The sequence below is a fragment of the Sanguibacter sp. TS_SC_8 genome, assembly GCF_055361235.1.
The window spans coordinates 3,533,662-3,558,155 of the sequence record NZ_CM143955.1 but is presented as its reverse complement, the minus strand read 5'-3'; the positions used below and the strand labels follow the sequence as shown (position 1 = coordinate 3,558,155).

The window sequence follows — 24,494 nt, the reverse complement described above, 5'->3', positions numbered from 1 at the left end:
CATGCCCGCCGTCGAGGTGGACTTCGCCCGGGCCGAGGCGGCCGTCCGTGAGCTGCTCTTCGCTGTCGGGGAGGACCCTGACCGCGAAGGTCTGGTCGACACCCCCGGGCGGGTGGCCCGCGCCTACGCGGAGACCTTCGCCGGCCTGTACCAGAACCCCGCAGACGTGCTGCAGACGCTCTTCGACATCGGCGGCCACGAGGAGATGATCCTCGTCAAGGACATCGAGGTGTACTCCACCTGCGAGCACCACCTCGTGCCCTTCCACGGGGTGGCCCACGTCGGGTACATCCCGGGGCTGGACGGACGCGTCACCGGGCTGAGCAAGCTCGCCCGCCTCGTCGACGTCTTCGCCCGGCGCCCCCAGGTCCAGGAACGCCTGACCGCCCAGATCGCCGACGCCCTCGTGGAGTTCCTCTCCCCGCGGGGCGTGATCGTCGTCGTCGAGTGTGAGCACCTGTGCATGTCGATGCGTGGTGTGCGCAAGGCGGGGGCCCGTACCGTCACCTCCGCGGTCCGTGGGCAGATGCGCGACGGTGCGACCCGCGCCGAGGCCATGAGCCTCATCATCGGCCGCTGACGGTTCGACGGACGGAGCCAGACATGTCGTCCGCCAGGGCACTGCCCGACCATCTGAGCGCCGCCGGCCGGACCCTCGTCATGGGGGTCGTCAACGTCACCCCGGACTCCTTCTCCGACGGGGGGGAGTGGTTCGAGCCGTCCGCCGCCATCGCCCACGGTGCGCAGCTGATCGCCGAGGGCGCCGACATCCTCGACGTCGGTGGAGAGTCGACCCGTCCCGGCTCAGCCCGGGTCACCGTCGAGGACGAGCTGGCCCGGGTGATCCCGGTGATCAGCGCGCTGGCCGCGAGCGGCGCCGTCGTCTCGGTGGACACCACCCGGGCCCGCGTCGCCGAGCGGGCGGTCGCCGCAGGAGCGCAGATCATCAACGACGTGTCCGGCGGCCTCGCCGACCCGGGCATGGCGGAGGTGGTCGCGCGGACCGGCGTCGTCTACGTCGTCATGCACTGGCGCGGGCCTGCGGACGTGATGGACGACCTCGAGCACTACGACGACGTGGTCCGGGACGTGCGGGCCGAGCTGGCCGAGCGGGTGGCTGCGCTCGAGGCCGCTGGGGTCGCGCGGTCGCAGATCGTGCTCGACCCGGGCCTGGGGTTCTCCAAGGCCGGCGCGGCGAACTGGCCGCTGCTGGCCCGGCTCGACGAGCTCACCGACCTCGGGCTGCCCGTGCTCGTGGGTGCCTCCCGCAAACGGTTCCTGGGTCACCTGCTGGCCGGGGAGGACGGCGTGCCGGTCCCTCCCCTCGCGCGCGACCGCGCGACCGCCGCAGTGAGTACGCTGGCAGCGATGTCGGGCGCCTGGTGCGTCCGGGTGCACGATGTACCCGGCACGCATGATGCCGTCCGGGTGGCCCAGGCGTGGATGCACGCTCGCGGCACATAGGATTCTTCACACATGAGTCACCGTCGACGACACAGGACAGGACCACCCATGAGCACGCTGGTGCAGCGATCGGTGCTTGGCAGCAGCGGATACCCGCTCGATCAGATCCGCATCGCGGGGATCGCGGCCCGCGGGTTCCACGGTGTGCTCGAGAGCGAGCGGCTCGCGGGGCAGGACTTCAGCGCCGACGTCACGCTGTACCTGGACACCCGGGCGGCCGCGCACGGCGACGACCTCACCGAGACCGTCAACTACGCCCTCGTGGCCCAGGACGTCGCCGACATCCTCTCGGGCGCCCCGGTCAACCTCATCGAGACGGTCGCCGAGCAGATCGCGGCAGCGGTGCTGGCCCGCCCGTCCGTGATCTCCGTCGACGTCACGGTCCACAAGCCACAGGCGCCCATCCCGGTACCGTTCGCCGACGTCGTCGTGGTCATCCACCGCGACCGGATCAACGCGCCCGTCGTCGCGTCGCCGGTCGACGCCGCGCCGGTGCTCGATGCCGCTGCTCCGGTCGATGCCGCCCCGGCTGATGCCGTCCCCGACGACGCCACTGAGACCGAGGACATCGAGCAGGTCGAGGAGGTCGAGAGCTTCTCGGCCATGGAGGCCGTCGAGGCTGGAGACAGCGAGCCTGAGCCTGAGGCGGCCCGCGTCGAGGAGGTCGCCGCGCCGCAGTGGCGGGCGCCCGTCCCGGTGGTCGGGACAGGACTGCCCGTCGTCATCTCGCGCCCGGCGAGCGTGAGCAGCACACCGCTGGACGCGCCCCTGGACGCGCCGCTCACGGCTCCCTTGGATGCGCCGCTCGACGCCCCCTTCGACGGGCCGCTCGACGCCCCGCTCGAGGACGAGAGTGCGCCGGTCCCCGAGGTGGGACCGGTACCCCCGCCCCCGGTCGCCGAGCCTGCTCCGATCACCACAGACCTCAGGTTCGACGCAACGGTTGTCCTGCCTCCCCTCGACGAGCAGGTGCTCGCCGAGCAGGCCAGGTTGTCCGAGCAGTCGCGCCGCCCCGAGGTGTTCGGCATGGCCGACATCTCCGCGGGCCGGGCCCCGGATGTCCTGCTCGACGCCGCCTCCTCGGTGAGTCCGACCTCCCCGGACGGTGCTGCCGATCCGCACGCGCTCGGATCCGAACCCTCTTCAGTCGAGACCGCTGTTCTCGAGCCCGTCGCGTTCGAGCCTGCAGAGTTCGAGACCGCTGTTCTCGAACCCGTCGAGTTCGAGCCTGCAGAGTTCGAGACCGCTGTTCTCGAACCCGTCGAGTTCGAGCCGGACGCCGCCGAGACCGTTGTTCTCGAACCCGTCACCGGTGAGCACGCTGCCGACGAGTACCTCGCCGGTGAGCACGCTGCCGACGAGTACCCCGCCGGTGAGCACGCCGCCGCCGAGGACGCTTCCGACGACCTGGCCGCCGTGCCGGGGCTGCACGCCGCGGACCCGACCGACCAGGACCTGACCGACGAGGACCCGGCCGACGAGGACCCGGCCGACGAGGACCCGACCGACGACGCCGGGTCCCCGGACGACACGACGGTCGTTCCTCGGGCCTTCGACCGGATGGACGCCGCACCGGCTGAGCCGGTCGAGGTGGTCATCGCCCTCGGAGCCAACCTCGGTGATGCGCAGGACACCCTGCGCCGGGCCGTCTTCGGTCTGGGTGCGGTCTCCGCGCTGACGATCACGACGGTCGGTCCGCTCGCGCGGACGGCTGCGGTCGGTGGACCTGAGCAGCCGGACTTCCTCAACACTGTCGTCCTGGCCACGACCACGCTCTCCCCGCGCGACCTGCTCCACGTGTGCCAGAGCATCGAGGCCGACCACGGACGCGAGCGACTCGAGCACTGGGGGCCGCGCACCCTCGACATCGACATCATCGCCTACGGGGCGCTGGTCCACTCCAGCGACGACCTGGAGGTCCCCCACCCTCGCGCCAACGAGCGGGCCTTCGTCCTGGCGCCGTGGGCGCACGTCACCCCCGACGCGGTCCTGCCCGGGCTGGGCGGCGGCCCCGTCGGTGCGCTGGCGGCGACGGCCCCGGACCGCGACGGCATCCGGTGGCTGGCCCTCGACTGGCTGCAGGAGTCCGAGCCGGCTGCCCAGGCTCCCGCCTCGATCCCCCCCTCACCCTCGGCCCAGCCGGTCACCTCCGGGATTCCGACCGTCGTACCGCCCGCGCCGCCAGCCTGATGAGCCGCACGAAGGTCTCCGTGCTCGCCCTCGTGGCCGCCGTCTCGCTGGCGCTCACGTGGGGGGTGCTCGTCGTCCTGGAACGCCAGGGCACCCATCTAGGTGCAGTGCCCTGGGTCGTGGGACCCGTGCTCGTGGTGCTCGCCGTCGTCGTGCTGTGGATGGCACTGGCGGTCCGGGCCTACCAGCGCGGCCGCCGGCCCTCTCTGGACGCCCTGCGCGCCGCACGCACGGCGGCGCTCGCCAAGGCGGCCTCGCTCACCGGAGCGCTGCTGCTCGGCTGGTACGGCGGGCAGCTGCTGCTGACGCTGGGCCGGTTGCAGTTCGAGTCCCAGCAGTCCCGGGCCCTCGCGGCCGGGACAGCGGCACTGTGCGCGATCGTGCTCAGCGTCGCGGGGGTCATCGCCGAACGGTTCTGCCAGCTGCCCCCGCCGAGCGACGGGGCACCGGCCGGGCTCGGCGACGGGGACTCCCGACGCTGACCTCAGCGGTCTCTCAGCCACGCACCCAGAGGTCGGCGAACGCCCAGCCGCCGGTTCCCGGGTTGAGCGCTGCGCCTCCCACGTCGCCCCCCGCGACCCGTACGGTGCGGTAGGAGACCAACGGTACTGCCGCGCCGTCGAGCAGCGCCTCGCCGACGATCGTGGCGGCACCCGCCTCGCGCAGATCCTGCTCGGTGGACGCGCGGACGACGTCGATGGCCAGCTCTGAGCGTTCGTCACCCCATCGAGAGACGTTGAGGTCCCCGTCCCCGGCCAGCAGGTCCTGGACGGTCTGAGCTCCTGACAGCGGGTCCGGCGCGTAGTCGACCATGACCAGCTCTCCGGTGAGATCGCGGGATCGCAGGTGCTCGGCGTAGCCGGTCAGCGGGATCGGCCGGGTGGTGACCTCAAGGCCGACGGCCCGCAGGTCCGCCGCGACCGCCGCGGCCGCCGCCGTGTCCGGTGCAGTGTCGGGATGATCGAGGGTGAGCGGGCCGGGCGGGGTCTGCGCGCCCTGGAGCAGGGTCCGCGCCGCGGCCTGGTCGCCGCGGTCCGGAGCGTCCCCGAGCGCGGCCCACACCCCCTGTCCTGCGCCGTCGGGTACGAGCCCGGGCGGGAGCATCGAGCCGGTGAGGTCCCCGCCAGCTGGCCCGGTGAGAACGTCGCGGACCCGGACACGGTCGACGGCGAGCTGGATGGCGGTGCGGGCAGCGGCGTCCGTGACCCGGCGGACGTCGATCGACAGGTGGCGTTCCCAACCGTCCGGACCGCTCGCCACCGTGACGCTGGAGGCGGTCCTGTGCGCCACGGCCCCGGCCGCGGGTACCGGATCGGTCGTGAGGCTGCCCTCGGCGACGAGCGCGTCGAACAGCGGCGCGGAGATCGCCGCGCCGACCGTCCTGCCCGCGGCGTCGGCCGTGCCGGCCAGGATCTGACGGGTGGCGAGGTCCGAGTCGCCGTCCTCGATGACCGTGATGACATCCGGGTAGGCGGGACGCTGGGCGTCGCCGTGCCCGTCCCACTGGGAGCTGCGGACCAGCTGCACACGGCCGTCGGTGCGCTCCTCGACCCGGTACGGTCCGGTCCCCACCGGGCGCTCCTCGTACCGCAGGCCGATGTCCGACTCGACGGGCACCGGCGCGAAGGCAGGGCGGGCCACCCACGCGTCGAAGTTCCCGGTGGGCTCGCGCAGGCGGAAGGTGATCGACGACCCGTCCGGGGCGCAGGCCACCGCCTCGTCGAAGGCCGCCGAACCAGCAGGTGACTGCGTCGTGTACGGACCGAGGTAGAGGGACCCGCCGTCGCCGTCGCGCGGGACGGCGAGAATCGAGACGGCACCGCTGCCGTCGTTGCCGAGCTCGCGCGCAAAGTTGCGGGCCACGCCGTGCTTGACGTCGGCGCAGGTCAAAGGTCTGGCGTTGTCGAAAGAGACGCCAGCGCGCAGGCGAAAGGTCCACGTCGTGCGGTCGGTCGAGACGTCGGGTGCGCCGACGGCGAGGTCCGGCACGACGGTCCGGGACGTGGTCCCGGCCGTGGCGGGGTAGGCCATGAGGGTCCGGAAGACGTAGGCGCCGAGCAGGGCGGCGGTCTCGGGGTCGTCCAACCGCTGGGGATCGATATGCTCGAGAGCCCCCGGGAGCAGGACGATCGTCAGGTTGCCTCCGCGCCGAGGCGGGTCGGACCCTGCCGGCGCGCATCCGGCCACGAGCGAGACCAGCACGACGACGAGGATGCCGGCCAGCGCCGATCGGCCCGCTGCTGCGTCCACGACGGTCGTCCCGGATCGGCCTGTCACCCCCAGACGGCGCACTCCTCTACCGGGTGCCGCGCCTGGAGGTGATGCCCACGACCCCAGCCGCGCGCTCGGGGCCCGAGGTACCGGTCGCCCGCATCGGCTGCTCGGTCTCGGACCTGCTGTCCACCGTGGCGCCATCGTGTCTGGCCTGTGTCGTCGGGAGTGCCAGCAGCGGTGAGTCGGCGCGTTCGTCGGCCGCCTCGATGAGCTTGAGGTCGGCCTGGGTGTGCAGGATGGCCGCCTCGATGGTCAGTGCCGAGAGGGGCTCGTTCGCGTGGGCGCGACGCAGGGTGCGCAACGCCGCGAGCTCGGCCATCCGCGACTCCCGCTGCACCGCGCAGACCGCCCGGACCGCATCTGGCCCACGCTGGCCGGCGGCGAGGATCTTGAGGATGAAGTCGTCCCGGTAGCCCGATGCTCGGGTCGTCGGGTCCGCGAGCCACTGGGCGAGCTCGGCTCGACCGGCGTCGGTGATCTCGAAGATCGAGCGGTCTGGTCGGTTCTCCTGGGTGATCGTGTGCGACATCGCGATGAGCGCGTCGCGGGAGAGGCGCTCAAGGATCTGGTACATGTGCCCGATGTTGAGGCCGCCCCACTGGGGCCCCACGGCAGCCTCGAAGTTGGCCTTGAGCTCGTAGCCGTAGCTCGGACCTTCGTCGAGAAGCGCGAGGACTGCATGCTGGAGTGGCATGCAGCCCAGTTTAGGGGCGATCCACGGGGCCGTCCGCACTGCCTGGATGCGCACGGACGGTGTTCGGCAGATCGTTGCCGTGCGTTCATCTGTGCCCATCATCATCAGCAGATGGTCGGTGACGGGGCAGGGGCCGGTGCGTGGGTCGTCATGCGTAGCGTCACGCGGACCTTCCGCCAGGGTCGCTCCCTCGTGCGAGCGGTGGACGGGGTCTCCTTCGACGTCGAACCGGGTGAGACGGTGGCTGTCACCGGGCCGTCGGGCGCGGGCAAGTCGTCGATGCTGCACCTCGTCGGAGGGCTGGACACCCCCGACTCCGGTCGGGTCGTGGTCGGCGGGGTCGACGTGCACACGCTCACCCGCCACGCGGCGGCACGGTTCCGCCGCCGGATCGGGTTCGTCTTCCAGCAGTACCGCCTGCTGGGCCACCTGTCCCCGGTGGACAACGTCCTCGCCCCCCTGCTCGTGGGCCGGGTGCACCGCGACGACGTCCGGTGGGCCAACGAGCTGCTCGAGTCCGTCGGGGTCTCGCGTTCAGAGCACATGGTGGCTGGGCAGCTCTCCGGAGGTGAGCAGCAGCGCGTGGCGATCGCGCGGGCTCTCGTCGTGCGCCCCCGCCTGCTCATCGCCGACGAACCGACCGGCGCCCTCGACTCACGGACCGGGGAGGAGATCCTCGACCTGATCACCACGCTTGCCCAGGACTGGGGCTTCACACTGTTGCTCGCCACGCACGACCCGACGGTGGCAGCACAGTGCGGACGCCAGATGCGGATGCTCGACGGCGCGGTCGTCCGCGACACGCGGATCGCCCCCTCAGACCCCGACGCGCTGTTGCGCCGGGTCACCGGGCTCGGCTGATCGCCGGGGTGCGCGGCCGGCTCCTCCGGGCAGAGGTGGGCCGCAGCAAGGGTCGGCTGCTCGTGGTCGCACTCGGCGTCGTCCTGGCATCGGTGTCGTTCACCATCCTCGCCGCCGCCATCACACAGCCGCGGCTGGCCCTGGGACCGCTGCCAGCGCGCACGACCGGCGCCCCCGCCGCGGCGCAGGCGTGGGACGTCGTGGTGAGCAGCCCGTCGGTGTCCACGCCGACGATCACGGCGCTGCAGGTGACGCAGATGTCGACGATGGCGGAGGTCCGGCGCGGGGTCGCGATCGCGGTCCTGGGGACGGTCGAGCTCCCTGCCGGTGGAGCGCAACCCCGGCCGGCCGGCACCTGGGAACGTGTGCCGGGCCAGCGCGCCCTCGTCTGGACGCTGCCCGACACCGCGCCCTCCGGCGAACCGGGACCATCCATCGAGCTGGTGCTGGTCGCGATCTCGACCGGGGCTGACGAGGACCTCGGGCTGTCCTCCGCGCTGACCGCGGGCACCCCTCTCGACACGGTTGCGGCCGATCGGGTCGCCGGTGACGTCCCTGCGCTCGTGGCCACGTGGGACCCGGCCGTGGGGGCACGGGTGCTCACAGAGCACGCGGGTGGGGCTCGGGCCCTCGTGCAGACGTACACCGCGCTCGACGGGACCGTGAGCCGCGCCCCTCCCACGAGCGCGTCGCCGTTGACGGCACCGCGCTCGCTGCAGGCGGTGGGGACGCTCGACGTACGCGCGCTGAGCGCCGTCCTGGGTGCTGCGGCCGACGATCTCGGGATACGTCCCGCGGACGGGTACGTCGTCGTCTCGGTCGCGGACCTGGCCGCCTTCCTCGACCCGGCGGCCTACGTGGACCCACCGGCGGCGCCGTTCCACGAGGTGCGCCTGCAGGTCGTCGACACCCGCGGCGCCGGCGCCCGGACCGAACGGGCTCGGACGGTGGCCGAGCAGGTGAGCCGGGGGGCCGGGCTCGTGGTGCGGGTGGAGGGGCGGCCCGGGACGGTAGTCCCGGCTCTGGACGTCAAAGGAGTCGTGCTCATCGTCGCGGGGGTTGCGCTCACCCTGATCTTCGTAGCGAACTCCGCGGCCGCCTCGATGCGATCGCGTCGCGCGGAGATCGTCACGGTCGTCTCCCTCGGCTGGACGCCGCTCGCCGTCGTGCGCATGGTGGCGACGGAGATGCTGGTGGTCGCGCTTCCTGCCGGAGTCCTCGCCATGGTCGCCGCCGCGGTCGCCGCCCCCTGGACGGGGGTCGTGCTGACCCCGGCGCAGGCCGTCGTGGCGTTCCCGCTGACGGTCGGTCTGCTCGGCGTGGGCTCGGTGCGCCCGGTGTGGTTGACCGCCCACGGGCCGGTCGTGCCTGGACCGCGCCCGCCCGTGGCCCGGTCCGCGCTCGCCCGGCAGGCCCGCTCCCCGTGGTCCTTCGCGGCCGGGAACCTGTGGCGGGCCCGTGGCCGCGCCGGGTCGGGTGCCTTGGCGGTCGCGGTGGGAACCGGCGCCCTGACGGCAGTCGCCGTCGTGTCCTCCGGGGCGGTCGTGGGGTCCGTCCTCGGGGACGGTGTGTCGCTGCGCTCGGGCCCGCTGGACTCGCTCGCGGGCGCCGCTCTCGTCGTCCTCGGCTGCATCACCGTGGTCGACGTCGTCGCGCTCGACCTGCGTGAGCAGCGCCGCGAGATCGCGGTGCTGCGGGCGATCGGGTGGTCGCCCGCCCACGTCGCGCGGCTGGTCCTCACCGAGGTGGTCCTGCTGGCGGCGTCGGGCGCGGTCACGGGTGCGGCTGTGAGCGTGGGGACGATCGCGCTGGTCACCCGGACCGCCAAGCTGTCCTCGCTGGTGGTGGCGGTCGGCGCGGTGCTGGTGGCGGTGCTGCTCTCGCTGCTCGCGGCCGTCGTGCCGCTGCTGCGCCTGCGGACCCGCACCGCGCGGCTGCTGGCCGACGAGACCTGACGGCGACACACCGGTGCGCCAGCCGCTCCAGGCCAGCGTTCACGCAGAGTTCAACCCGAAGACACACTTGTTCGTATAGATCGTGCCAATCTACTTGCCATGCATCGTGACAACATATCTGGAACGACTCTTCATGCGCCGAATCCACCGTCCCAGATACCGGTCGCGCCAGGCTCGCCGGCGCTGGTAGCCCGCTTCCACATGGCCGTGACGCCGGGGGTCGACGCGTTCTCGTGGCGTCTGATCGCTGCGAACCGTACCCATCTGGCGTGTGGTGCGCGCTCCTTCGAGGATCTGCGCAGCGCGGAGCGGGACGTGCAGGCTCTGCAGTCCGAGGCCCGGGACGCGCGTGCCAGCCTCGGCGCGGTCGAGATCCCCGAGCTCGGAGGGTGGGTCTGGTACGTCCACGCAGCGGGGACCCTGCTGGCCCTCGACGTCTCCGGGCAAGAGCGCCGTGCGACGTCCCTCACCCGGGGCGAGCGGTTTCTCGAGCGTGCACCGGACTATTCGATCTCGGGTGTGGTGCACGTGGAGGAGGGCCTCGACGGGGAGCAGGTTGCCGCGGCGCGCATCGCGGAACTGCTCGTTCCCGCAGTGCCCGAGGGATCTCCCGCCGGTCGTGACAACGCCTCTCCCACCTCATGACCACCACGGTGCGCCCGCCTGACGTCCCCAAGGTGCTCCCCGGCCCCGAGAGCCGTCGCCGGCTGGTGTCCGCGCGCGACGTCCAGGATCTCGTGTTCCGGGGATACTCCTGGACCGTGGGGATCGTCGTGGTCGCCATCATGGCCTCGGTCGGGATCTTCCTCGCGATCCGCGCGAGCTCGGCGCTCAAGGTCGCGGGGTGGAGCTTCTTCACCGAGCAGACCTGGGAACCCGAGATCGGCAGGTTCGGGATCGTCGCAGTGATGTTCGGGACGGTGCAGATCGCCCTCATCGCCCTCGTGATCTCTGTCCCGCTGGGCATCGGTGCGGCGCTGTTCATCTCCGAGGTCGCCCGAGGTCGCCTCAAGCAGACACTCGTCTCACTGGTGGACCTCATGGCCGCGGTACCCAGCGTCGTCTTCGGCCTGTGGGGGATCTTCTTCCTCACCGCCCAGGTCATCCCGGTCTCGCGGTGGCTGGCGACCTGGCTCGGCTGGATCCCGCTCTTCCGGGTCGACGGCTACGACCCGTCAGACCCGCTCGCCGGCGCCAACCTGTTCACCTCCTCCCCGTTGATCGCGGGGGTCGTCGTGGCGCTCATGGTCGTGCCGACGCAGTGCTCGGTCATGCGTGAGGCGTTCAGCCAGGCTCCCGCGGGGGAGCGGGAGGGGGCGTTCGCGCTCGGGGCCACGCGCTGGGGGATGATCCGGTCGGTGGTCCTGCCCTTCGGCAAGGGCGGCATCATCGGCGGGACGATGCTGGGGCTGGGTCGCGCCCTGGGCGAGACCATCGCCGTCTACATGATCATCTCCCCGGTCTTCGAGATCCAGTGGCAGCCGCTGCGCACCAACGGCAACTCGGTCTCGGCGCTCATCGCCATGCGGTACGGGGAAGCGAGCGAACGAGCGTTGTCCGCGCTGATGGCCGCCGGGCTCGCGCTGTTCGTGCTGACCCTGATCGTGAACTTCACTGCGTCGTCGATCGTGGCACGGTCACGGTCCGGCGCCGAGAGCGAGGGCTGAGCTCATGACCCAGACGACGCACGCACCACAGACGACGGGCGCACCCCGAACGTCCCGCATCGCGCCGCCGCGCACCATGCCCGACGATGGGCACCGCACCTTCCGCCCCGACCCCGACGCCGACGGCATCGAGGTCGGCCTGCGCCGCCGCCCGGGGGCCATGACCCTCGCCGAACGGCTCGACGTGGTCGGGGCGGCGCTCGCCGCGGGGTGCATCACCGCGCTCCTGTTCGGGCGGCTGACCTCCATGAGCGGCGTCCTCGGCGCACTGCTCGTCGCCTACGTCGGCTTCGTGGTCGTGTACGCGCTCCTGGCGGGGCTGTCCTCGGGCTGGCAGGCGGTCAAGAGCAAGATCGTGACGGTCATGCTCACCTCCGCGGCGACGACGCTGCTCATCGCGCTGGTGTTCATCATCGTCTTCACAGTCTTCCGGGGCCGCGAGGCCCTGGCGCACCTGAACTTCTTCACCGAGGACCTCTCGCTGACCGGCCCCCTCGACCCGCTCGACGTGGGCGGGATCCTGCACGCCATCCTTGGCACCCTCATCCAGATCAGCATCGCCCTGGTGATCACTATTCCGCTGGGGCTGTCCACCGCGGTGTACCTCAACGAGATCAAGGGCAAGTTCGCGACCTTCGTGCGGACCGTGGTCGAGGCGATGACCGCGCTGCCGTCCATCGTCGCCGGCCTGTTCATCTACGCCGCCGTGATCCAGGGCCTGGGGCTGCAGAAGTCCGGGCTGGCGGCGGCGTTCGCGATCACCGTGATGATGCTCCCGATCGTCATCCGGGCGGCCGACGTCGTGCTGCGCCTGGTCCCGGGGAACCTGCGTGAGGCGAGCCAGGCGCTCGGCTCGACGCAGTGGCGCACCGTGTGGCACGTGGTGCTGCCCACGGCCCGGCCCGGCCTGGCCACGGCGGTGATCCTGGGGACCGCCCGCGGGATCGGGGAGACCTCACCGGTGCTGCTCACCGCGGGCATCTCCGCCGCGGTCAACCTCAACCCGCTCTCGGGTCCCATGATCTCCCTGCCGCTGCAGGTTTTCGAGTTCGTGAAGTCTCCCGAGCCGGCGTTCATCGCCCGCGGCTTCGGCACCGCGGCGGTCCTGCTCATCCTCGTGCTCATCCTCTTCGCCGTCGCGCGCGGGCTGGGCGGGCGGTCGCCCCAGCAGCTCTCACGGCGGCACGCGCGGGCCGTGGCCCGGGCCTCCCGCCAGGACGCGGCCAGGTTCGCCGTGCGCGACGGCGCCCGCGGCGCCCGCGACGCCGACGACGCCGGCTCGCCCGGGCGTGCCACCGCGCCGGCGGACAGCTCCACCCCATGACCGGGCCACTCACGCCACCAGTCCCAGAAGGGCAGTTCCCCATGCATGCCTCCCTCATGTCCCCGGCCACCCGGCCGGCCCGCAGGTCCCAGCTCTCCTTCGCCGCGCTCCTGCTGGCGCTCGTCGTGCTCGTGAGCGCCGGAGCCGTCACGGCCCCGGCCCGGGCCGACGACTATGCCCATATCACCGGGGCGGGCTCGACGTGGTCGCAGAACGCGATCGACCAGTGGCGCAGAAACGTCAAGGCGAACTACGCCATGACCGTCAACTACGAGGGTGTCGGCTCAACCGTGGGGCGTCGCCAGTTCATCAACAACCAGGTGGACTTCGCGGTGAGCGAGATCCCGTTCCAGGTCAAGGGTGACGCGACGACCGAGCAGGAGCAGGCCCCGACCGGCACCTACGCGTACATGCCGATCGTGGCTGGTGGGACGGCGTTCATGTACAACCTCAAGATCAACGGCAAGCAGGTCACGAACCTGCGACTGTCCGGTCAGACGGTCTCGAAGATGTTCACCGGGGTCATCACCAAGTGGAACGACCCGGCGATCCAGGCGGACAACCCTGGCCTCGTGATGCCGGACCGGGCGATCACGCCGGTGGTCCGTTCGGACGGGTCGGGGACCACCGCGCAGTTCACCATGTGGATGTCCAAGCGGCACGGTGACCTGTGGAACGCCTTCTGCGCCAAGGTGGGGCGCGCCACACCCTGCGGCCTGACCTCGCAGTACCCCGTGGCGGACGGCTTCAAGGCGCAGAACGGCTCGCTGGGCGTCGCCGGATACGTCTCCCAGGGCTACGGCGAAGGCGCCATCACCTACGTCGAGTACAGCTACGCGCTCAAGGCGGGCTTCCCCGTGGCGAAGCTCTTGAACGAGTCCGGGTACTACGTGGAGCCGACCGCGTCCTCGGTCGCGGTGGCGCTGCTCGCCGCGCAGATCAACACGGACGAGAGCTCTCCCGACTACCTCACCCAGATCCTCGACGGGGTGTACGCCAGCCCGGACCCACGGGTGTACCCGCTCTCGAGCTACTCGTACATGATCATCCCGACCCAGGTGCGCCCGGGTGGCACGTTCAGTGAGGCGAAGGGTGAAGCGCTGGGTGCCTATGCCCGGTACTTCCTGTGCGAGGGTCAGCAGCAGGCGGAGGCGCTGGGGTACTCCCCGCTGCCGATGAACCTCGTCCTGGCCGGCGCCGAGCAGATCAAGCGCATCCCGGGGGCGGGGGCGGCCGGGCTGGACATCAACGCGTGCAACAACCCGACCTTCAAGGCGGGGGAGAGCCCCGCGGACAACCAGCTGGCGAAGTCCGCGCCGCAGCCGGCGGCCTGCGACAAGGTGGGCTCGACGCAGTGCGCGACCGGCACCGCCGGTGCCAAGGGCGACACGCCGACTTCCGCCGGACCGGGTGCAGTGGCCACCGATACGGGGGCCGGCGGGGCCGGCGGCGGGGTGCAGGTAGACACCGGTACCTCGGACGCCGGGGCTGGTCCGGCGGACGGCGGGGCCAGCGGGGAGACGGGCGTGGTGGACGAGGTGGTCGACCCGGCCCTCTTCGACGCCGACGGCGTGCCACTGGCCGGCTCGGCGGCGAGTGCGCAGTCGCGGGGGGTGGCGTCAGCGACGCCGGTGAGCCTGGCGACCGCAGGCGGGTGGGGGCCCGAGCAGATGCTCATGGTCCTGGCGGGGTTGTTTGTGCTCGGCCTGGTCGTGGCCCCGCCGCTGGTAGCGACGAGGCTGCGCCGGGGCGCCGGTCCGCGGGGGTGAGCTGGGGATCGCGCGGGTGGCCCCGAGCGTTCATCCACCTCTCATCCGGTGTTGGTTCTCCGGTGCTCGACGAGGTGGAACTCTTGGGAATAAGAAAATGAATTGCGACAAGGTAATCACTGGCGACGGAACGCTGGACACGCCCCCGCCTCGACACAGCACCGAGAGGTCACGATGACTGCAACGACAGCCCGCCTGCGGGGCGCCCGCCTGGCTGCCTGGGCGGTGGGGGCGGCTTGCCTGCTCGGCACGGCGCTCGGCCCGGTCGCGGCCGCCGCGCCGCTGGACTCCGTCGCGGTAGCCTCCGTGGACACCCTCGTGGGCGGTGCGACGCAGGCGGACGGCGGTTCTGCGCAGACCGTCACGATCCCCGCCGACCACCCGGACGCGAGCCTGCGCGGCCTCGAGGTCACCGTCTCCCAGACCGAGGGTCTGGTCAACCAGGCCGTGCAGGTCACCTGGCAGGGCTGGCAGCCAGGAGACACGCTCCGCGCGTACAGCGGGAACTACTTCGTCCAGGTGATGCAGTGCTGGGCGGACGAGGACCCCGAGGTCCCCGGCCTCCCCGACCGCAGGTCCTGCGTCTGGGGTGTGACCACTACTACCTATGGGAACCGCGAGTCGCGGTACACCACCAGCGGCAGCAATCCCGTCCCGTTCCTCGCGGTCACGGGTGAAGAGATCAGCACCGAAGGCGCGGCCACCGGAGCGAACCAGTTCTGGACGCAGAACACGACCAACGCCGTCGGCGGCGTGATCAGCACCGGCTCCGGGACCGGTGAGGTGAACTTCGAGCTCCAGACGGGGGCGGAGAGCCCGGGGCTCGGGTGCGGGGACCGGATCACCGCGACGACGGGTGCGGTCGAGGGACGGCACTGCTGGCTGGTGGTCGTCCCGCGCGGTGCCGGGGACACGACCGAGTCACCGATGAATCCCGCGGTCTGGGCGACCGCCCTGGCCTTCAAGATGGACTTCCGCCCCGCCGGCCAGGCCTGCGAGATCGGCTCGAGCGAGGTGCGGATCGCCGGCTCCGAGCTCCTCGTCGACGCCAGCCTCGCCTGGCAGCGCCAGCTCTGCCGGGAAGGGACCGCCTTCGCCTACAGCCAGCTCGGCGAGCCGGAGGCGCGGCGTCAGATGCTCACCGGCTCGGCCGGGGCGCCGCAGGCCAGCGTGACCGTTCAACCCTTCGGTGCTGACGACCTCGCGGACGGGCAGTCGGTCGACTACGCGCCGATGGCCGTGACGGGCGCGGTGATCGGGTTCAACTTCGACGCCAATCCATACGCTGGTGCGCCGCCTGAGGTCTACGCCCAGCTCGGCATGCGGATCGACGACATCAAGCTCACCCCCCGCCTCGTAGCGAAGATGCTCACGCAGTCCTACCGCGGGTCCCTGTCTCAGGCGCTCTCTGGCAAGTGGGTGAGCGGGGTGTTCTACGACTCCTACCCGGCGTCGGCGGCCTACCGCTGGGGCGAGACGAACCCCCCCCACCTGTTCAAGGACCCGGAGTTCCAACGGCTCAACCCCGGAGCGAAGTACTGGGACGACGTCGATGGATTGGGGACCCAACCCATGGTGTCCCTGGACAACAGCGACGTGGCCTCCGCGGTCTGGTCCTGGATCCTCGCCGACGAGGCGGCGCGCAGCTGGCTGGCCGGGGCGCCCGACGAGGACGGCATGCGGGTCAACCCCTACTTCACCACGACCGCCGAGCTGAACGCCTCGGGGCAGGCCATGGAACTGCCCCGGACCGGGTACCCCCTCGCGGACCCGTGGTGCGACCAGTACCCGCTCCTCATCCCGGGGCTGCAGGGCGGTCAGGAGACCCGGACGGAGCGGTGCGCAACCGACATCACCCCCTACGTGAGCGACATGCACCAGGGGGCCCAGTACGCCCTGGCCGGCGTGCTGCCGGCAAAGAGCGAGTGGGACAGCCTGGCGAGCCCGCCGGCGTGGAAGGGCGCGCCGCGCCAGATCGCCAGCCGCAAGCTCCGCTTCACGATCACGGACGCCGCGTCGGCCTCCCGGTACGGCCTGTCGGTCGCCACCCTGTGCAGCAGCGCGGGAACGAGCTGCGTCAAGCCGTCGCAGGAGTCGCTGCTGGCAGCGGTGCCCGCCATGACCTCGATCGAGGGCACCCGCGTCCGCCAGCTCGAGGCGAACGCCGTCCCCGAGGGGGCCTACCCCCTCACCCTCGTCCCGTACCTGGCGGTCCTGTCCGGGGACGAGGACGGCGACGGGACCGACGACCGTCCGGCCGAGCTGCGCGAGGCGCTCGCGACGTACGTCACCACAGGGGTGACCACCGGGCAGGAGCCCGGCGGCGGCGACGGGCAGCTCCCTGGCGGGTACGCCCCGCTGCCCGAGGGCCTGCGGACTGAGGCCCTCGCGGTGGCCACGCGCCTCACCTCCGCCCAGACGCCGCTCCCCGTCGTCTCGCCCGGACCGGCGACGTCACCGGGGACCGTCCCGTCAACCGCCGCCCCGTCGACCACCGCCCCGCTTGGCGGCGGGACCGCGCAATTCACGGTCCCGGGAACTGCCGACGCGCTCGGTTCCCCCGGCGCGGACGCGGTCCCGGTCCTCTCCACGACGGCCGGCGACCCCGCCGGGGCGGCCGACCCGCTGGGCGCCGGCCAGCGCTCGAACCCGCTCGCGGGCTCGGCGACCCCGGCCGACCCCTCAGGGCTGCGTGGGCTGCTGCTCCCGGGACTGCTCGGCGCGGGTCTGCTCATCGCGGTGACCATCCCGCTGCTGGGCCGCTTCAGGCGCGGCGACGTGCCCTAGGCCTCGCCCCACGAACGCTGCCGGCCGGACGGGTCCTCGACCCGCCGGTTCGCAGTGCCGGAGCCCGGGCGACCGGGCATCGGCTGCACCACCCGCAAGACCCGCAGGGGCGCCCGTCCCTGCGGACTGAGCACTTGACGAAAGAAGTGTGACATGCGCGTTACGCGTATCTCGGCTGTCCTCGGGACAGCAGCAGTGGCCTCGGTCCTCCTGACCGCGGTCGTCTCACCCGCCTCGGCCGACCCGGCCGCTGGCACGTTCCCCTCCCTCGCAGGCACCGGCTCGGACACCACCCAGGAGGTCCTCAACGGCCTCGCCAACCCCTCGACCGGCAGCCTGACCAACGTCGGCTCGTGGAACGCCACCGGGACCCCCACGATCTCCGTGACCTCCGGCGGCGCCGCCTTCAAGCGCCCCAACGGGTCCAGCGCCGGCATCAAGGCGCTGAGCCGCTCGATCGACGGCGGCCTCTACGAGACCGTCTCGGTCGCCGGCCAGCTCGACTTCGCTCGCTCCTCCCGGGGCACCAAGGCGGGTACGGACCTCGGTGCTACCGCACCGCTGACCTTCGTCCCCTTCGCCCGCGACGCCGTCTCCTACGCCTACAACGGCTCGGGCCTGGGCACCCTCACCATCGCCCAGCTGAACCAGATCTACTCCGCCAACTCTGCCGCTGCTGCCGTCGTCGGGGGCGTCCAGACGTACCCGATCCTGCCGCAGACGGACTCGGGAACCCGCGCGTTCTTCCTCAACGCCATCGGCGTGACGACCGTCGGTTCCTTCGTCAGTCAGCCGGGCGTCCAGGAGAACCAGGCCGACGGCGTCCTCACCACCGCGGGCCAGGTCGTCCCGTTCTCGGTCGCCAGCTGGATCGCCCAGTACAACGGCGTGAGCGCTGACCACATGAGCACCGCTTACGCCGCCGGCGCGGACCTGGGTACCCCGGTCCGGAACCTGGGCGTTCCCGTCGCGCCGACCGCGGTCTCGGGAGGTGACCTGGCGCCCAACGGGGCGTTCTACTCCAATGGCACCTTCGGTCGGGACGTCTACAACGTCCTGGAGACCGCGCGCATCACGCCCGGGAACGCGAAGTACGACTCGACGCTGGTGGCGACCTTCGCCGGCAGCACCTCACAGATCGCCTCGGCGGCCTCGGACGCGACGGTCGCCACCTTCGGGTTCCTGCCCGTCGCCTACGCCGGTGACACCGACATCCCCGGCGCTCCGACGGACCTCTCCGGCGACCACGCCCGCGGCGGAGTGCTCGAGTAGGTCGTTCTTGCCTCCTGCAGCTCCTGACGTGGTACCCGCTTGACCTGGTGGGGGCGGCCCTGGGTCGCCCCCACCAGCCCCGCACGCCCCACCAAGAACACGACCATGTCCCCGAAAGGACACCCTGATGACAGCACGACGCACCGTCGCCACGACGATCGCGGTGGCGCTCGCCGCGCTTGCCACCTTGACGAGCGCGACCACGGCCGGCGCCCACGAGGTAGACGGCCACGAGTTCCTCCCCCTGACGCTCGTCACCGACGTGACCCCCGCGTTCGTCCCCACGGCGATCCTCACCATGACTGACCCCGGTGACTGCCCGGCGCCGTCACGCTCCATGTACGCCTTCTCCCGTCCCGGCGAAGAGCTGCAGCCGGCGAAGTGGATGGGGTTTGGCCGGACGTTCAACAACGGCCTCACAGGAAGGAGCCTCTCTGGGCTGGTGGAGGCCACGGTGTCACAGGACACCCTCGCCGTGTGGGAAGAGTCAACCAACTCCTACGGCACCACCTGGTCGTTCTCCGTCTCGTGCTGGAACAGTGCGGCCACCGAGCAGGCCGCGGGCACGCCCGTGTACATCACCTCGATCCAGAAGCTCACCGAGGCGGAGTCCGCCGCGGCGGGCGTGGGTCCCGGGTACTACACCGTCGTCCCGTACGCCGCGCCCGCGGTCGAGGCTGTGCCGTCGGCCCCGACCGGCCTGACCGTGACGCCGGGCATCTCGACGCTGAGCGCGACGTGGACCCCCGTGGCGGCCTCACCCGCCGTGACCGGTTACGCGGTCTCCGTGACGGACGGGGGTGGGACTCCAGTGACCGGCTCGCCCTTCGTGACCGCCGCCGGGGTGACCAACGCGGTCGTCAGCGGGCTGACGCCGGGGGTGTCCTACTCGGTGAGCGTGACCGCCACGAACTCCCTCGGTGCGAGCCCGGTGAGCACGGCGGTCCAGGGGACCCCGCTCGCCCCGCCCGTCGTCGAGGGAACCGGTGACATCGTCGCCGAGGTGACGGTTCCGACCTCGACCGTGGGAACCATCTCGCTCTCGGTCCCCGCCTCGGGCAAGGCTGATCTGGGCACCGCGGCCGAGCAGACCGACGGCACCTTCAAGGCGAGCGGGAAGCTGGGCACGGTGACCGTGAGCGACCTGCGCGCGGTCGCGAGCCAGTCCGCATGGACCGTCCAGGCGACGGTGGCGAACTTCCAGTCCGCGCAGACACCGGCGAACACGTTCTCCTTCGCCCAGCTGGGCTCGGTGCCGGTCGTCACCGGCACCGGCGTCACCAAGGGCGCGGACCACGCCGTCGGCGGCGCTGCGGCGGTGCGCAAGCTCGCCACGGGCGCAGCCGGAGCATCAGGCACCGTCGACGCCGATCTTGACCTCGTGGTCCCCAAGGGCACCCCCGCCGGGGCCTACTCCTCGAAGATCACGATCGACCTCGTCAAGGGCTGATCCACCCGCCCTCCACACGCGACGGCCCGGGACCCGATGGGTCCCGGGCCGTCGCCATACCAGGAGTTCACCGCCATTTCACCTGGTGGTGGCCCGCGGTCTGCTGCATTGCGTCAATCTACTCGGGTGCATCCATTCCAGAGCATCTCCCGGCCGCTTGAGCCCCACCCCGCACGTCGTAGCCGCTGGCTGGTCGCCGGGCTGCTCACGGCGCTGCTGCTCGGCCTCGCCGGCGGACCGAGCCGCGCGGCCGAGCCGACCGGACCGGCCGTCGTCGCGCAGGTCGGCACCGAAGCAAGCACCGAGGCACCTGCCTCGGACGCCGCCTTCTCGGCCGACCCCGCGACCGCCGACGGCCGGGACGGCCGGCAGCGGTTCTCCTACCAGCTCGACCCGGGACAACGGGTCGACGACTACGTCGAGGTGACCAACGAGGGCGCGACGGCGCTCACGCTCGGGCTGTACGTCACCGACGCCTACAACACCCCCGACGGCGCCTTCGCGGTGCTGACCGCCGACCAGGCCCCGCAGGACGTGGGCGTCTGGTCCGACCTGGGGCAGCGCTGCGACCCGCAGGCCGACCCCGCCTGTGTGATCCCCTCGCGAGCCGAGGTGACCCTCGAGCCGGGGGCGAGTGCAACCGTGCCGTTCTCGGTGACAGTCCCCGCCGACGCCCGCCCAGGCGACCACGGCGCCGGCCTGGTCGTGTCGGTCGCGTCGGGGGAGGGGCAGGTCGCCGTGGAGAACCGGGTGATCACCCGGATGTACGTCCGGGTCGCCGGCGAGCTCCAGCCGCACGTCGCGGTCGGCGGGGTGCTGACGGACCTGGAAGGGGGCCTGCTGCCGACGGGGCGGGACCTCGACGTCACCTACACGCTGACGAACACCGGCAACATCGCCCTGGGCGGGCGGCTCACGGTCGTCGCCACCGGCCCGTTCGGGAACGTCGCCGCGTCCGCGGAGCAGGCGGACCTCCCCGAGCTGCTCCCGGGCCAGGCCCGCACGTCGAGCGTCCGGCTGACCGGGGTGTCCCAGCAGGGCCTGCTGACCGTCAAGGTCCGCCTCGAGCCGTCCGTGGCCCCCGGCGCCCTCGACCCGGGGGTGCTGTCGAGCTCGACGCGCGAGGCCACCGTGGTGGCGGTCCCGTGGCTGGTCGTGGTGGTCGTCCTCGCGGCGGCCGGAGGGCTCTGGTGGCGGCTGCGCCGTCGTCGGTCTCGGGCCGCGGCCCAGCACGCTCTCATCGAGGAGGCCAGGGCGGCCGGGCGGGAGCAGGCCCTCGCCGACGCCGAGGCGCACGCCGAGCCCCTCACCGACGCAGGTGCCGACGCGCCTGCAGGCCACCAGCGCGGACTGCGGGTGTGAGCAGCGGGTGGGGGCGAGCAGCGGAGTTCACCGAGCATTCACCTGTTCGTAGCCGTCGCCCGATGTGCATTGTGCCAATCTATAAGTGGCGGACATCTTCGCCACGACCTCCCGGTCGCCACGACCGCCTGAGCGCTCCGGTCAGGCCCTCCGATCGTCTTCGTACCGAAGGACACCCGTGACCCTCCTCGCACCCGCACGGTCCCTGGCTGCCGTGATCGCCGTCGCCGTCTCTGTGCTCGCGAGCCCCGTCGCCCTGGCGGCCGAGCCGACTGCGGACCCGAGCGCGCCGCCGTACTCGGCCGAGGTCGTCGTCCCGCAGGCCACCGGTCCGGTGACCGCGACCATGCACGAGTTCCGGCTCGTCAGCGACGACTCGCTGATCACCAGCGTGCCCCAGCTCATCACCGGGCAGCGGGTGAGCCTGCTCTGGCGCGGGCTTCCGGCCGGCGACTGGCTGGGTGTCCTGACCGGACCCGCGTCGTCGGCCCGCGTGGAGCTCGGGCTCGTCGAGGTCACCCAGAGCGAGCTGGCACACACCTTCTCGGTCCCGGCCGGCCTCGCCACCGGGACCTACACCGTCAGCTTCACCCTGGACGGACGCGAGCTTCGGCCCGCCTTCACCTTCACCGTGGCGGCGGCGCCCATGCCGGGGACGGCCGCTCCCGCGACGCCGGCCGCAGCGGGCGTCCGCGGCGCGGTGACGGCCCCCGTCTCGAGCGGAACGACGAGTTCCCCCGCGTCACGCGGGCAGGGCCCTGCCCCAGTCACTGGCGCGGCCCCGACGACGGAGACGACCCCGGACACCGACGTCGCCGGGGATCCGGCGACAGGTGCCCCTGAGCTCGCCGCGGCGCAGCCGATCCTCAGCATCGGCGGGGTCCGCACGATCTACCAGGGTGAGCTCAACCCCTTCGACGGCGCGCTCGGGGTGACGTACACGGTGAGCAACACCGGCAACACGCCCGTGGCAGGACACGTGACCTTGACCGTGCGCGGTCCCTTCGCCGAGCTCGCCAGCCTCCAGGACGGGGACGTCGTCGCCCTCGAACCGGGGGAGAGCCGCACCATCTCCACCGATGTCCCCGGCGTGGCCCAGGCAGGCATGCTCCGCCTGGAGATCAAGCTCACTCCCGACCCGGCGACGGCCAGCAGCACCGAGCTGGCCACCGTCTACCGCGAGGCGTCGACCTGGGCTGTCCCGTGGGCTGCCCTGGTGGCGATCGCGGCCACCGGCGCCGGCTGGTTCGCCTGGTCCCGACGCCGGCGCGCGGTCGCCGGGTTCCCTGCCGCCGCCGAGGCCGCCGAGGTCACCGAGGCTCCCGCCGGGGCCCCCGCTGAGCGCGGAGACGACCGATGACCCTTGTCACCGACCGGCCCTCCCCGCAGCCCGGCACGCAACCAGACGCCGCCGAGGGCCAATCCCCTGAGGTGGAGGTCTCGCCCGTCCGCTCCGGTCGGCGGCGCACTCGGCGCGCGGCTCGGCCCGCACCGCGCCCGGCACCCACCCCGGTCGGCCCGCCCAGGCCGCCGCTGCCCGCGTCGGTGCGCGCCGTCCAGGGTTCCCTCACGGCGCTCGCCGCGATCCTGCTCGGCGTGGTCCTCAACCTCGTCCTGGTCAGCCCCATCACCCACGACGCCCGCCAGGCGACGGCCTTCGACGAGTTCCGTCAGGTGCTCGCGAACGGCACCGCCCCGGTCTCCGAGCTCACCATGGACGGACTGCTGCTGGCCTCGGGCACGCCCGTCGCGCTGCTGCGCATCCCGTCGATCAGCATGGAGGAGGTGGTCCTGGAAGGGACCACCTCCGGGGACCTCACGCAGGGTCCCGGGCACCGCCGGGACACCGTGCTGCCCGGGCAGGAGGGCACCAGCGTGCTGCTGGGCCGGGCCGGGGCCTACGGCGGTCCCTTCGGCCGGATCGAACAGCTCGCGCCGGGGGAGACCTTCACCGTGGTGACCGGTCAGGGCGAGCACACCTACCGGGTCATCGGCGTCCGCTACGCCGGCGACTCGTCCCCACCGCCCCCCGGAGCCGGGGAGTCCCGGCTGGTGCTCACGACCGCGCGCGGACCGGCGTTCATGCCCTCGGGGGTGGCCCGGGTCGACGCCGAGCTCATCAGCCCCGTCCAGCCCGCGGGCGGGCGGTACACCACGGCCACCACCCGAGGGGCGGCCGCGGACCCCATGGCCAACGACCTCTCGACCCTGTGGGCGCTCGTGTTCTGGCTCCAGGCCCTCGTCGTCGTGGTGATCGGTGCGGTCTGGGCCTTCCACCGCTGGGGCCGCTGGCAGACCTGGATCGTCTTCGTCCCGACCGTCACCGCGGTGGGCTTCCAGGTCGCCGACCAGATCACCCGCATGCTTCCCAACCTGCTCTAGCAACGACTACCTCTGCGAGGACCCCATGCCCCACCCCCTGGACCGCTCGTCCGAGCGCACCGTGACGCTAGCGCGGGTCTCGGCGTTCCCGACGACGGTCGACGACGTGCCCGCCCTGGCGGTCCTCGGCCCCAGCGTGGACGAGGGCGGCGACGTCGCTGAGGCTGGTATCGAGCCCGAGGCGACCCGCTCGCGGGCGAGCAGGCGACCCGCCGCAATCCTGCCCGTGCCGGAGCCGCTCGCCGAGCTCGACGCCCGCAACATCTCCGCGTGGTTCGGTGACCACAAGGTGCTCGACCGGGTGTCCCTGACGATGCCCGCCGGTCGGGTCACGTCGCTCATCGGACCGTCGGGCTGCGGCAAGTCGACCTTCCTGCGCATCCTCAACCGGATGCACGAGATGATCCCCTCCGCCTCCCTCGCCGGGGCGGTGCACCTGGACGGCGTCGACATCTATGACCCCGCCCGCAAGCTCACCGACGCGCGCCGCGCCATCGGCATGGTGTTCCAGAAGCCGAACCCCTTCCCGGCGATGAGCATCTACGACAACGTCCTCGCCGGGCTGCGGCTCACCGGCACCCGGGCCGACCGGGACACCAAGGACGAGCTCGTGGAGACCTGCCTGACCAAGGCGGGGCTGTGGAAGGAGGTCCGCGACCGGCTGCGTGCCCCCGGTGGTGGCCTCTCCGGCGGCCAGCAGCAGCGGTTGTGCATCGCCCGGTCCCTGGCCATTCGTCCACGGGTGCTGCTCATGGACGAGCCGTGCTCGGCCCTCGACCCGACCTCCACCCGGGTCATCGAGGAGACGATGCTCGAGCTGGCCAAGGAGGTCACCATCGTCATCGTCACCCACAACATGCAGCAGGCGGCCCGGGTCTCTTCCCAGTGCGCGTTCTTCCTCGCCGCGCAGGGCACCCCGGGCGTGATCGTCGAGCACGGCGACACGGACGCGATGTTCGACTCGCCCCAGGACGAACGCACAGCCGACTATGTCCACGGCCGATTTGGGTGACCGGCGCGCGGTGAGCCACCGGCCCCGGCAC

At 72.2% G+C, this 24,494-nt stretch carries 19 protein-coding genes; 17 read left to right on the top strand and 2 right to left on the bottom strand.

Features of this window, described 5'->3' with window-relative positions:
* Window position 1: 1 nt before the first annotated feature.
* Genes folE through ACWA15_RS16020 form a run of 4 tightly spaced genes read left to right on the top strand, consistent with a single transcriptional unit; the run spans window position 2 to window position 4,136 of the window.
* A complete protein-coding gene (folE, locus tag ACWA15_RS16035; protein ID WP_464059542.1) occupies window positions 2-580 on the top strand; it encodes a GTP cyclohydrolase I FolE in 579 nt (192 codons plus the stop codon).
* 23 nt (window positions 581-603) lie between these two features.
* Window positions 604-1,464: a dihydropteroate synthase gene (gene folP / locus ACWA15_RS16030; protein ID WP_464056479.1), complete on the top strand. Its 861-nt coding sequence runs from the start codon at window positions 604-606 to the stop codon at window positions 1,462-1,464.
* Window positions 1,465-1,512: 48 nt separating this feature from the next.
* Window positions 1,513-3,654, top strand: coding sequence for a 2-amino-4-hydroxy-6-hydroxymethyldihydropteridine diphosphokinase (gene folK, locus ACWA15_RS16025; protein ID WP_464056477.1), 2,142 nt, complete (start codon window positions 1,513-1,515; stop codon window positions 3,652-3,654).
* Complete coding sequence (locus ACWA15_RS16020) at window positions 3,654-4,136, top strand: DUF3180 domain-containing protein (protein ID WP_464056476.1); 483 nt, start codon at window positions 3,654-3,656, stop codon at window positions 4,134-4,136. Before folK ends, ACWA15_RS16020 begins: the two co-directional genes overlap by 1 nt.
* 13 nt (window positions 4,137-4,149) lie before the next feature.
* Here ACWA15_RS16020 and ACWA15_RS16015 read toward each other — a convergent pair whose 3' ends face one another.
* Both ACWA15_RS16015 and ACWA15_RS16010 read right to left on the bottom strand, forming a co-directional pair.
* A complete protein-coding gene (locus ACWA15_RS16015) occupies window positions 4,150-5,931 on the bottom strand; it encodes an ABC transporter substrate-binding protein (RefSeq protein WP_464056475.1) in 1,782 nt (593 codons plus the stop codon).
* A 19-nt stretch (window positions 5,932-5,950) separates the two neighbouring features.
* Window positions 5,951-6,622 carry a PadR family transcriptional regulator gene (locus ACWA15_RS16010; protein ID WP_464056473.1) on the bottom strand — a complete coding sequence of 224 codons (672 nt, stop codon included), beginning with the start codon at window positions 6,620-6,622 and terminating at the stop codon, window positions 5,951-5,953.
* 150 nt (window positions 6,623-6,772) lie between these two features.
* Here ACWA15_RS16010 and ACWA15_RS16005 point away from each other — a divergent pair, with 150 nt between their 5' ends.
* The 13 genes from ACWA15_RS16005 to ACWA15_RS15945 all read left to right on the top strand — a co-directional run bounded on the left by ACWA15_RS16005 (window position 6,773) and on the right by ACWA15_RS15945 (window position 24,463).
* Window positions 6,773-7,483, top strand: coding sequence for an ABC transporter ATP-binding protein (locus tag ACWA15_RS16005; protein ID WP_464056472.1), 711 nt, complete (start codon window positions 6,773-6,775; stop codon window positions 7,481-7,483).
* An 8-nt stretch (window positions 7,484-7,491) separates the two neighbouring features.
* On the top strand, window positions 7,492-9,438 hold the full coding sequence (locus ACWA15_RS16000) for an FtsX-like permease family protein (RefSeq protein ID WP_464056471.1): 1,947 nt from the start codon (window positions 7,492-7,494) through the stop codon (window positions 9,436-9,438).
* Between the two features lie 315 nt (window positions 9,439-9,753).
* A complete protein-coding gene (locus ACWA15_RS15995) occupies window positions 9,754-10,083 on the top strand; it encodes a hypothetical protein (protein ID WP_464056470.1) in 330 nt (109 codons plus the stop codon).
* Window positions 10,080-11,105: a phosphate ABC transporter permease subunit PstC gene (pstC, locus tag ACWA15_RS15990; protein ID WP_464056469.1), complete on the top strand. Its 1,026-nt coding sequence runs from the start codon at window positions 10,080-10,082 to the stop codon at window positions 11,103-11,105. The genes ACWA15_RS15995 and pstC overlap by 4 nt, the downstream gene beginning before the upstream one ends.
* Before the next feature lie 4 nt (window positions 11,106-11,109).
* Complete coding sequence (pstA, locus tag ACWA15_RS15985) at window positions 11,110-12,429, top strand: phosphate ABC transporter permease PstA (RefSeq protein ID WP_464056468.1); 1,320 nt, start codon at window positions 11,110-11,112, stop codon at window positions 12,427-12,429.
* A gap of 41 nt (window positions 12,430-12,470) precedes the next feature.
* Entirely contained in the window at window positions 12,471-14,198 is a 1,728-nt protein-coding gene (pstS, locus tag ACWA15_RS15980) for a phosphate ABC transporter substrate-binding protein PstS (protein WP_464056467.1), read from the top strand.
* A 174-nt stretch (window positions 14,199-14,372) separates the two neighbouring features.
* Window positions 14,373-16,985: a hypothetical protein gene (locus ACWA15_RS15975; protein ID WP_464056465.1), complete on the top strand. Its 2,613-nt coding sequence runs from the start codon at window positions 14,373-14,375 to the stop codon at window positions 16,983-16,985.
* A 153-nt stretch (window positions 16,986-17,138) separates the two neighbouring features.
* Window positions 17,139-18,257, top strand: coding sequence for a hypothetical protein (locus tag ACWA15_RS15970; RefSeq protein ID WP_464056464.1), 1,119 nt, complete (start codon window positions 17,139-17,141; stop codon window positions 18,255-18,257).
* Window positions 18,258-18,384: 127 nt separating this feature from the next.
* Entirely contained in the window at window positions 18,385-19,707 is a 1,323-nt protein-coding gene (locus ACWA15_RS15965; RefSeq protein ID WP_464056463.1) for a fibronectin type III domain-containing protein, read from the top strand.
* A 126-nt stretch (window positions 19,708-19,833) separates the two neighbouring features.
* Window positions 19,834-21,069, top strand: a complete 1,236-nt coding sequence (locus ACWA15_RS15960) for a COG1361 family protein (RefSeq protein WP_464056462.1) — start codon at window positions 19,834-19,836, stop codon at window positions 21,067-21,069.
* Between the two features lie 178 nt (window positions 21,070-21,247).
* On the top strand, window positions 21,248-22,429 hold the full coding sequence (locus ACWA15_RS15955) for a hypothetical protein (protein ID WP_464056461.1): 1,182 nt from the start codon (window positions 21,248-21,250) through the stop codon (window positions 22,427-22,429).
* The gene (locus tag ACWA15_RS15950; protein ID WP_464056460.1) at window positions 22,426-23,451 is read left to right on the top strand and encodes a sortase; all 1,026 of its coding nucleotides are present in this window, start codon (window positions 22,426-22,428) and stop codon (window positions 23,449-23,451) included. Before ACWA15_RS15955 ends, ACWA15_RS15950 begins: the two co-directional genes overlap by 4 nt.
* 226 nt (window positions 23,452-23,677) lie before the next feature.
* Window positions 23,678-24,463, top strand: a complete 786-nt coding sequence (locus tag ACWA15_RS15945; protein ID WP_464059541.1) for a phosphate ABC transporter ATP-binding protein — start codon at window positions 23,678-23,680, stop codon at window positions 24,461-24,463.
* Window positions 24,464-24,494: the final 31 nt, after the last annotated feature.

Bases quoted from the DNA above. Each gene is read 5' to 3' on its own strand.
- folE (WP_464059542.1), top strand. From the start codon at position 2: ATGCCCGCCGTCGAGGTGGACTTCGCCCGGGCCGAGGCGGCCGTCCGT.
- folP (WP_464056479.1), top strand. From the start codon at position 604: ATGTCGTCCGCCAGGGCACTGCCCGACCATCTGAGCGCCGCCGGCCGG.
- folK (WP_464056477.1), top strand. From the start codon at position 1,513: ATGAGCACGCTGGTGCAGCGATCGGTGCTTGGCAGCAGCGGATACCCG.
- ACWA15_RS16020 (WP_464056476.1), top strand. From the start codon at position 3,654: ATGAGCCGCACGAAGGTCTCCGTGCTCGCCCTCGTGGCCGCCGTCTCG.
- ACWA15_RS16010 (WP_464056473.1), bottom strand. From the start codon at position 6,622: ATGCCACTCCAGCATGCAGTCCTCGCGCTTCTCGACGAAGGTCCGAGC.
- ACWA15_RS16005 (WP_464056472.1), top strand. From the start codon at position 6,773: ATGCGTAGCGTCACGCGGACCTTCCGCCAGGGTCGCTCCCTCGTGCGA.
- pstC (WP_464056469.1), top strand. From the start codon at position 10,080: ATGACCACCACGGTGCGCCCGCCTGACGTCCCCAAGGTGCTCCCCGGC.
- pstA (WP_464056468.1), top strand. From the start codon at position 11,110: ATGACCCAGACGACGCACGCACCACAGACGACGGGCGCACCCCGAACG.
- pstS (WP_464056467.1), top strand. From the start codon at position 12,471: ATGCATGCCTCCCTCATGTCCCCGGCCACCCGGCCGGCCCGCAGGTCC.
- ACWA15_RS15975 (WP_464056465.1), top strand. From the start codon at position 14,373: ATGACTGCAACGACAGCCCGCCTGCGGGGCGCCCGCCTGGCTGCCTGG.
- ACWA15_RS15970 (WP_464056464.1), top strand. From the start codon at position 17,139: ATGCGCGTTACGCGTATCTCGGCTGTCCTCGGGACAGCAGCAGTGGCC.
- ACWA15_RS15965 (WP_464056463.1), top strand. From the start codon at position 18,385: ATGACAGCACGACGCACCGTCGCCACGACGATCGCGGTGGCGCTCGCC.
- ACWA15_RS15950 (WP_464056460.1), top strand. From the start codon at position 22,426: ATGACCCTTGTCACCGACCGGCCCTCCCCGCAGCCCGGCACGCAACCA.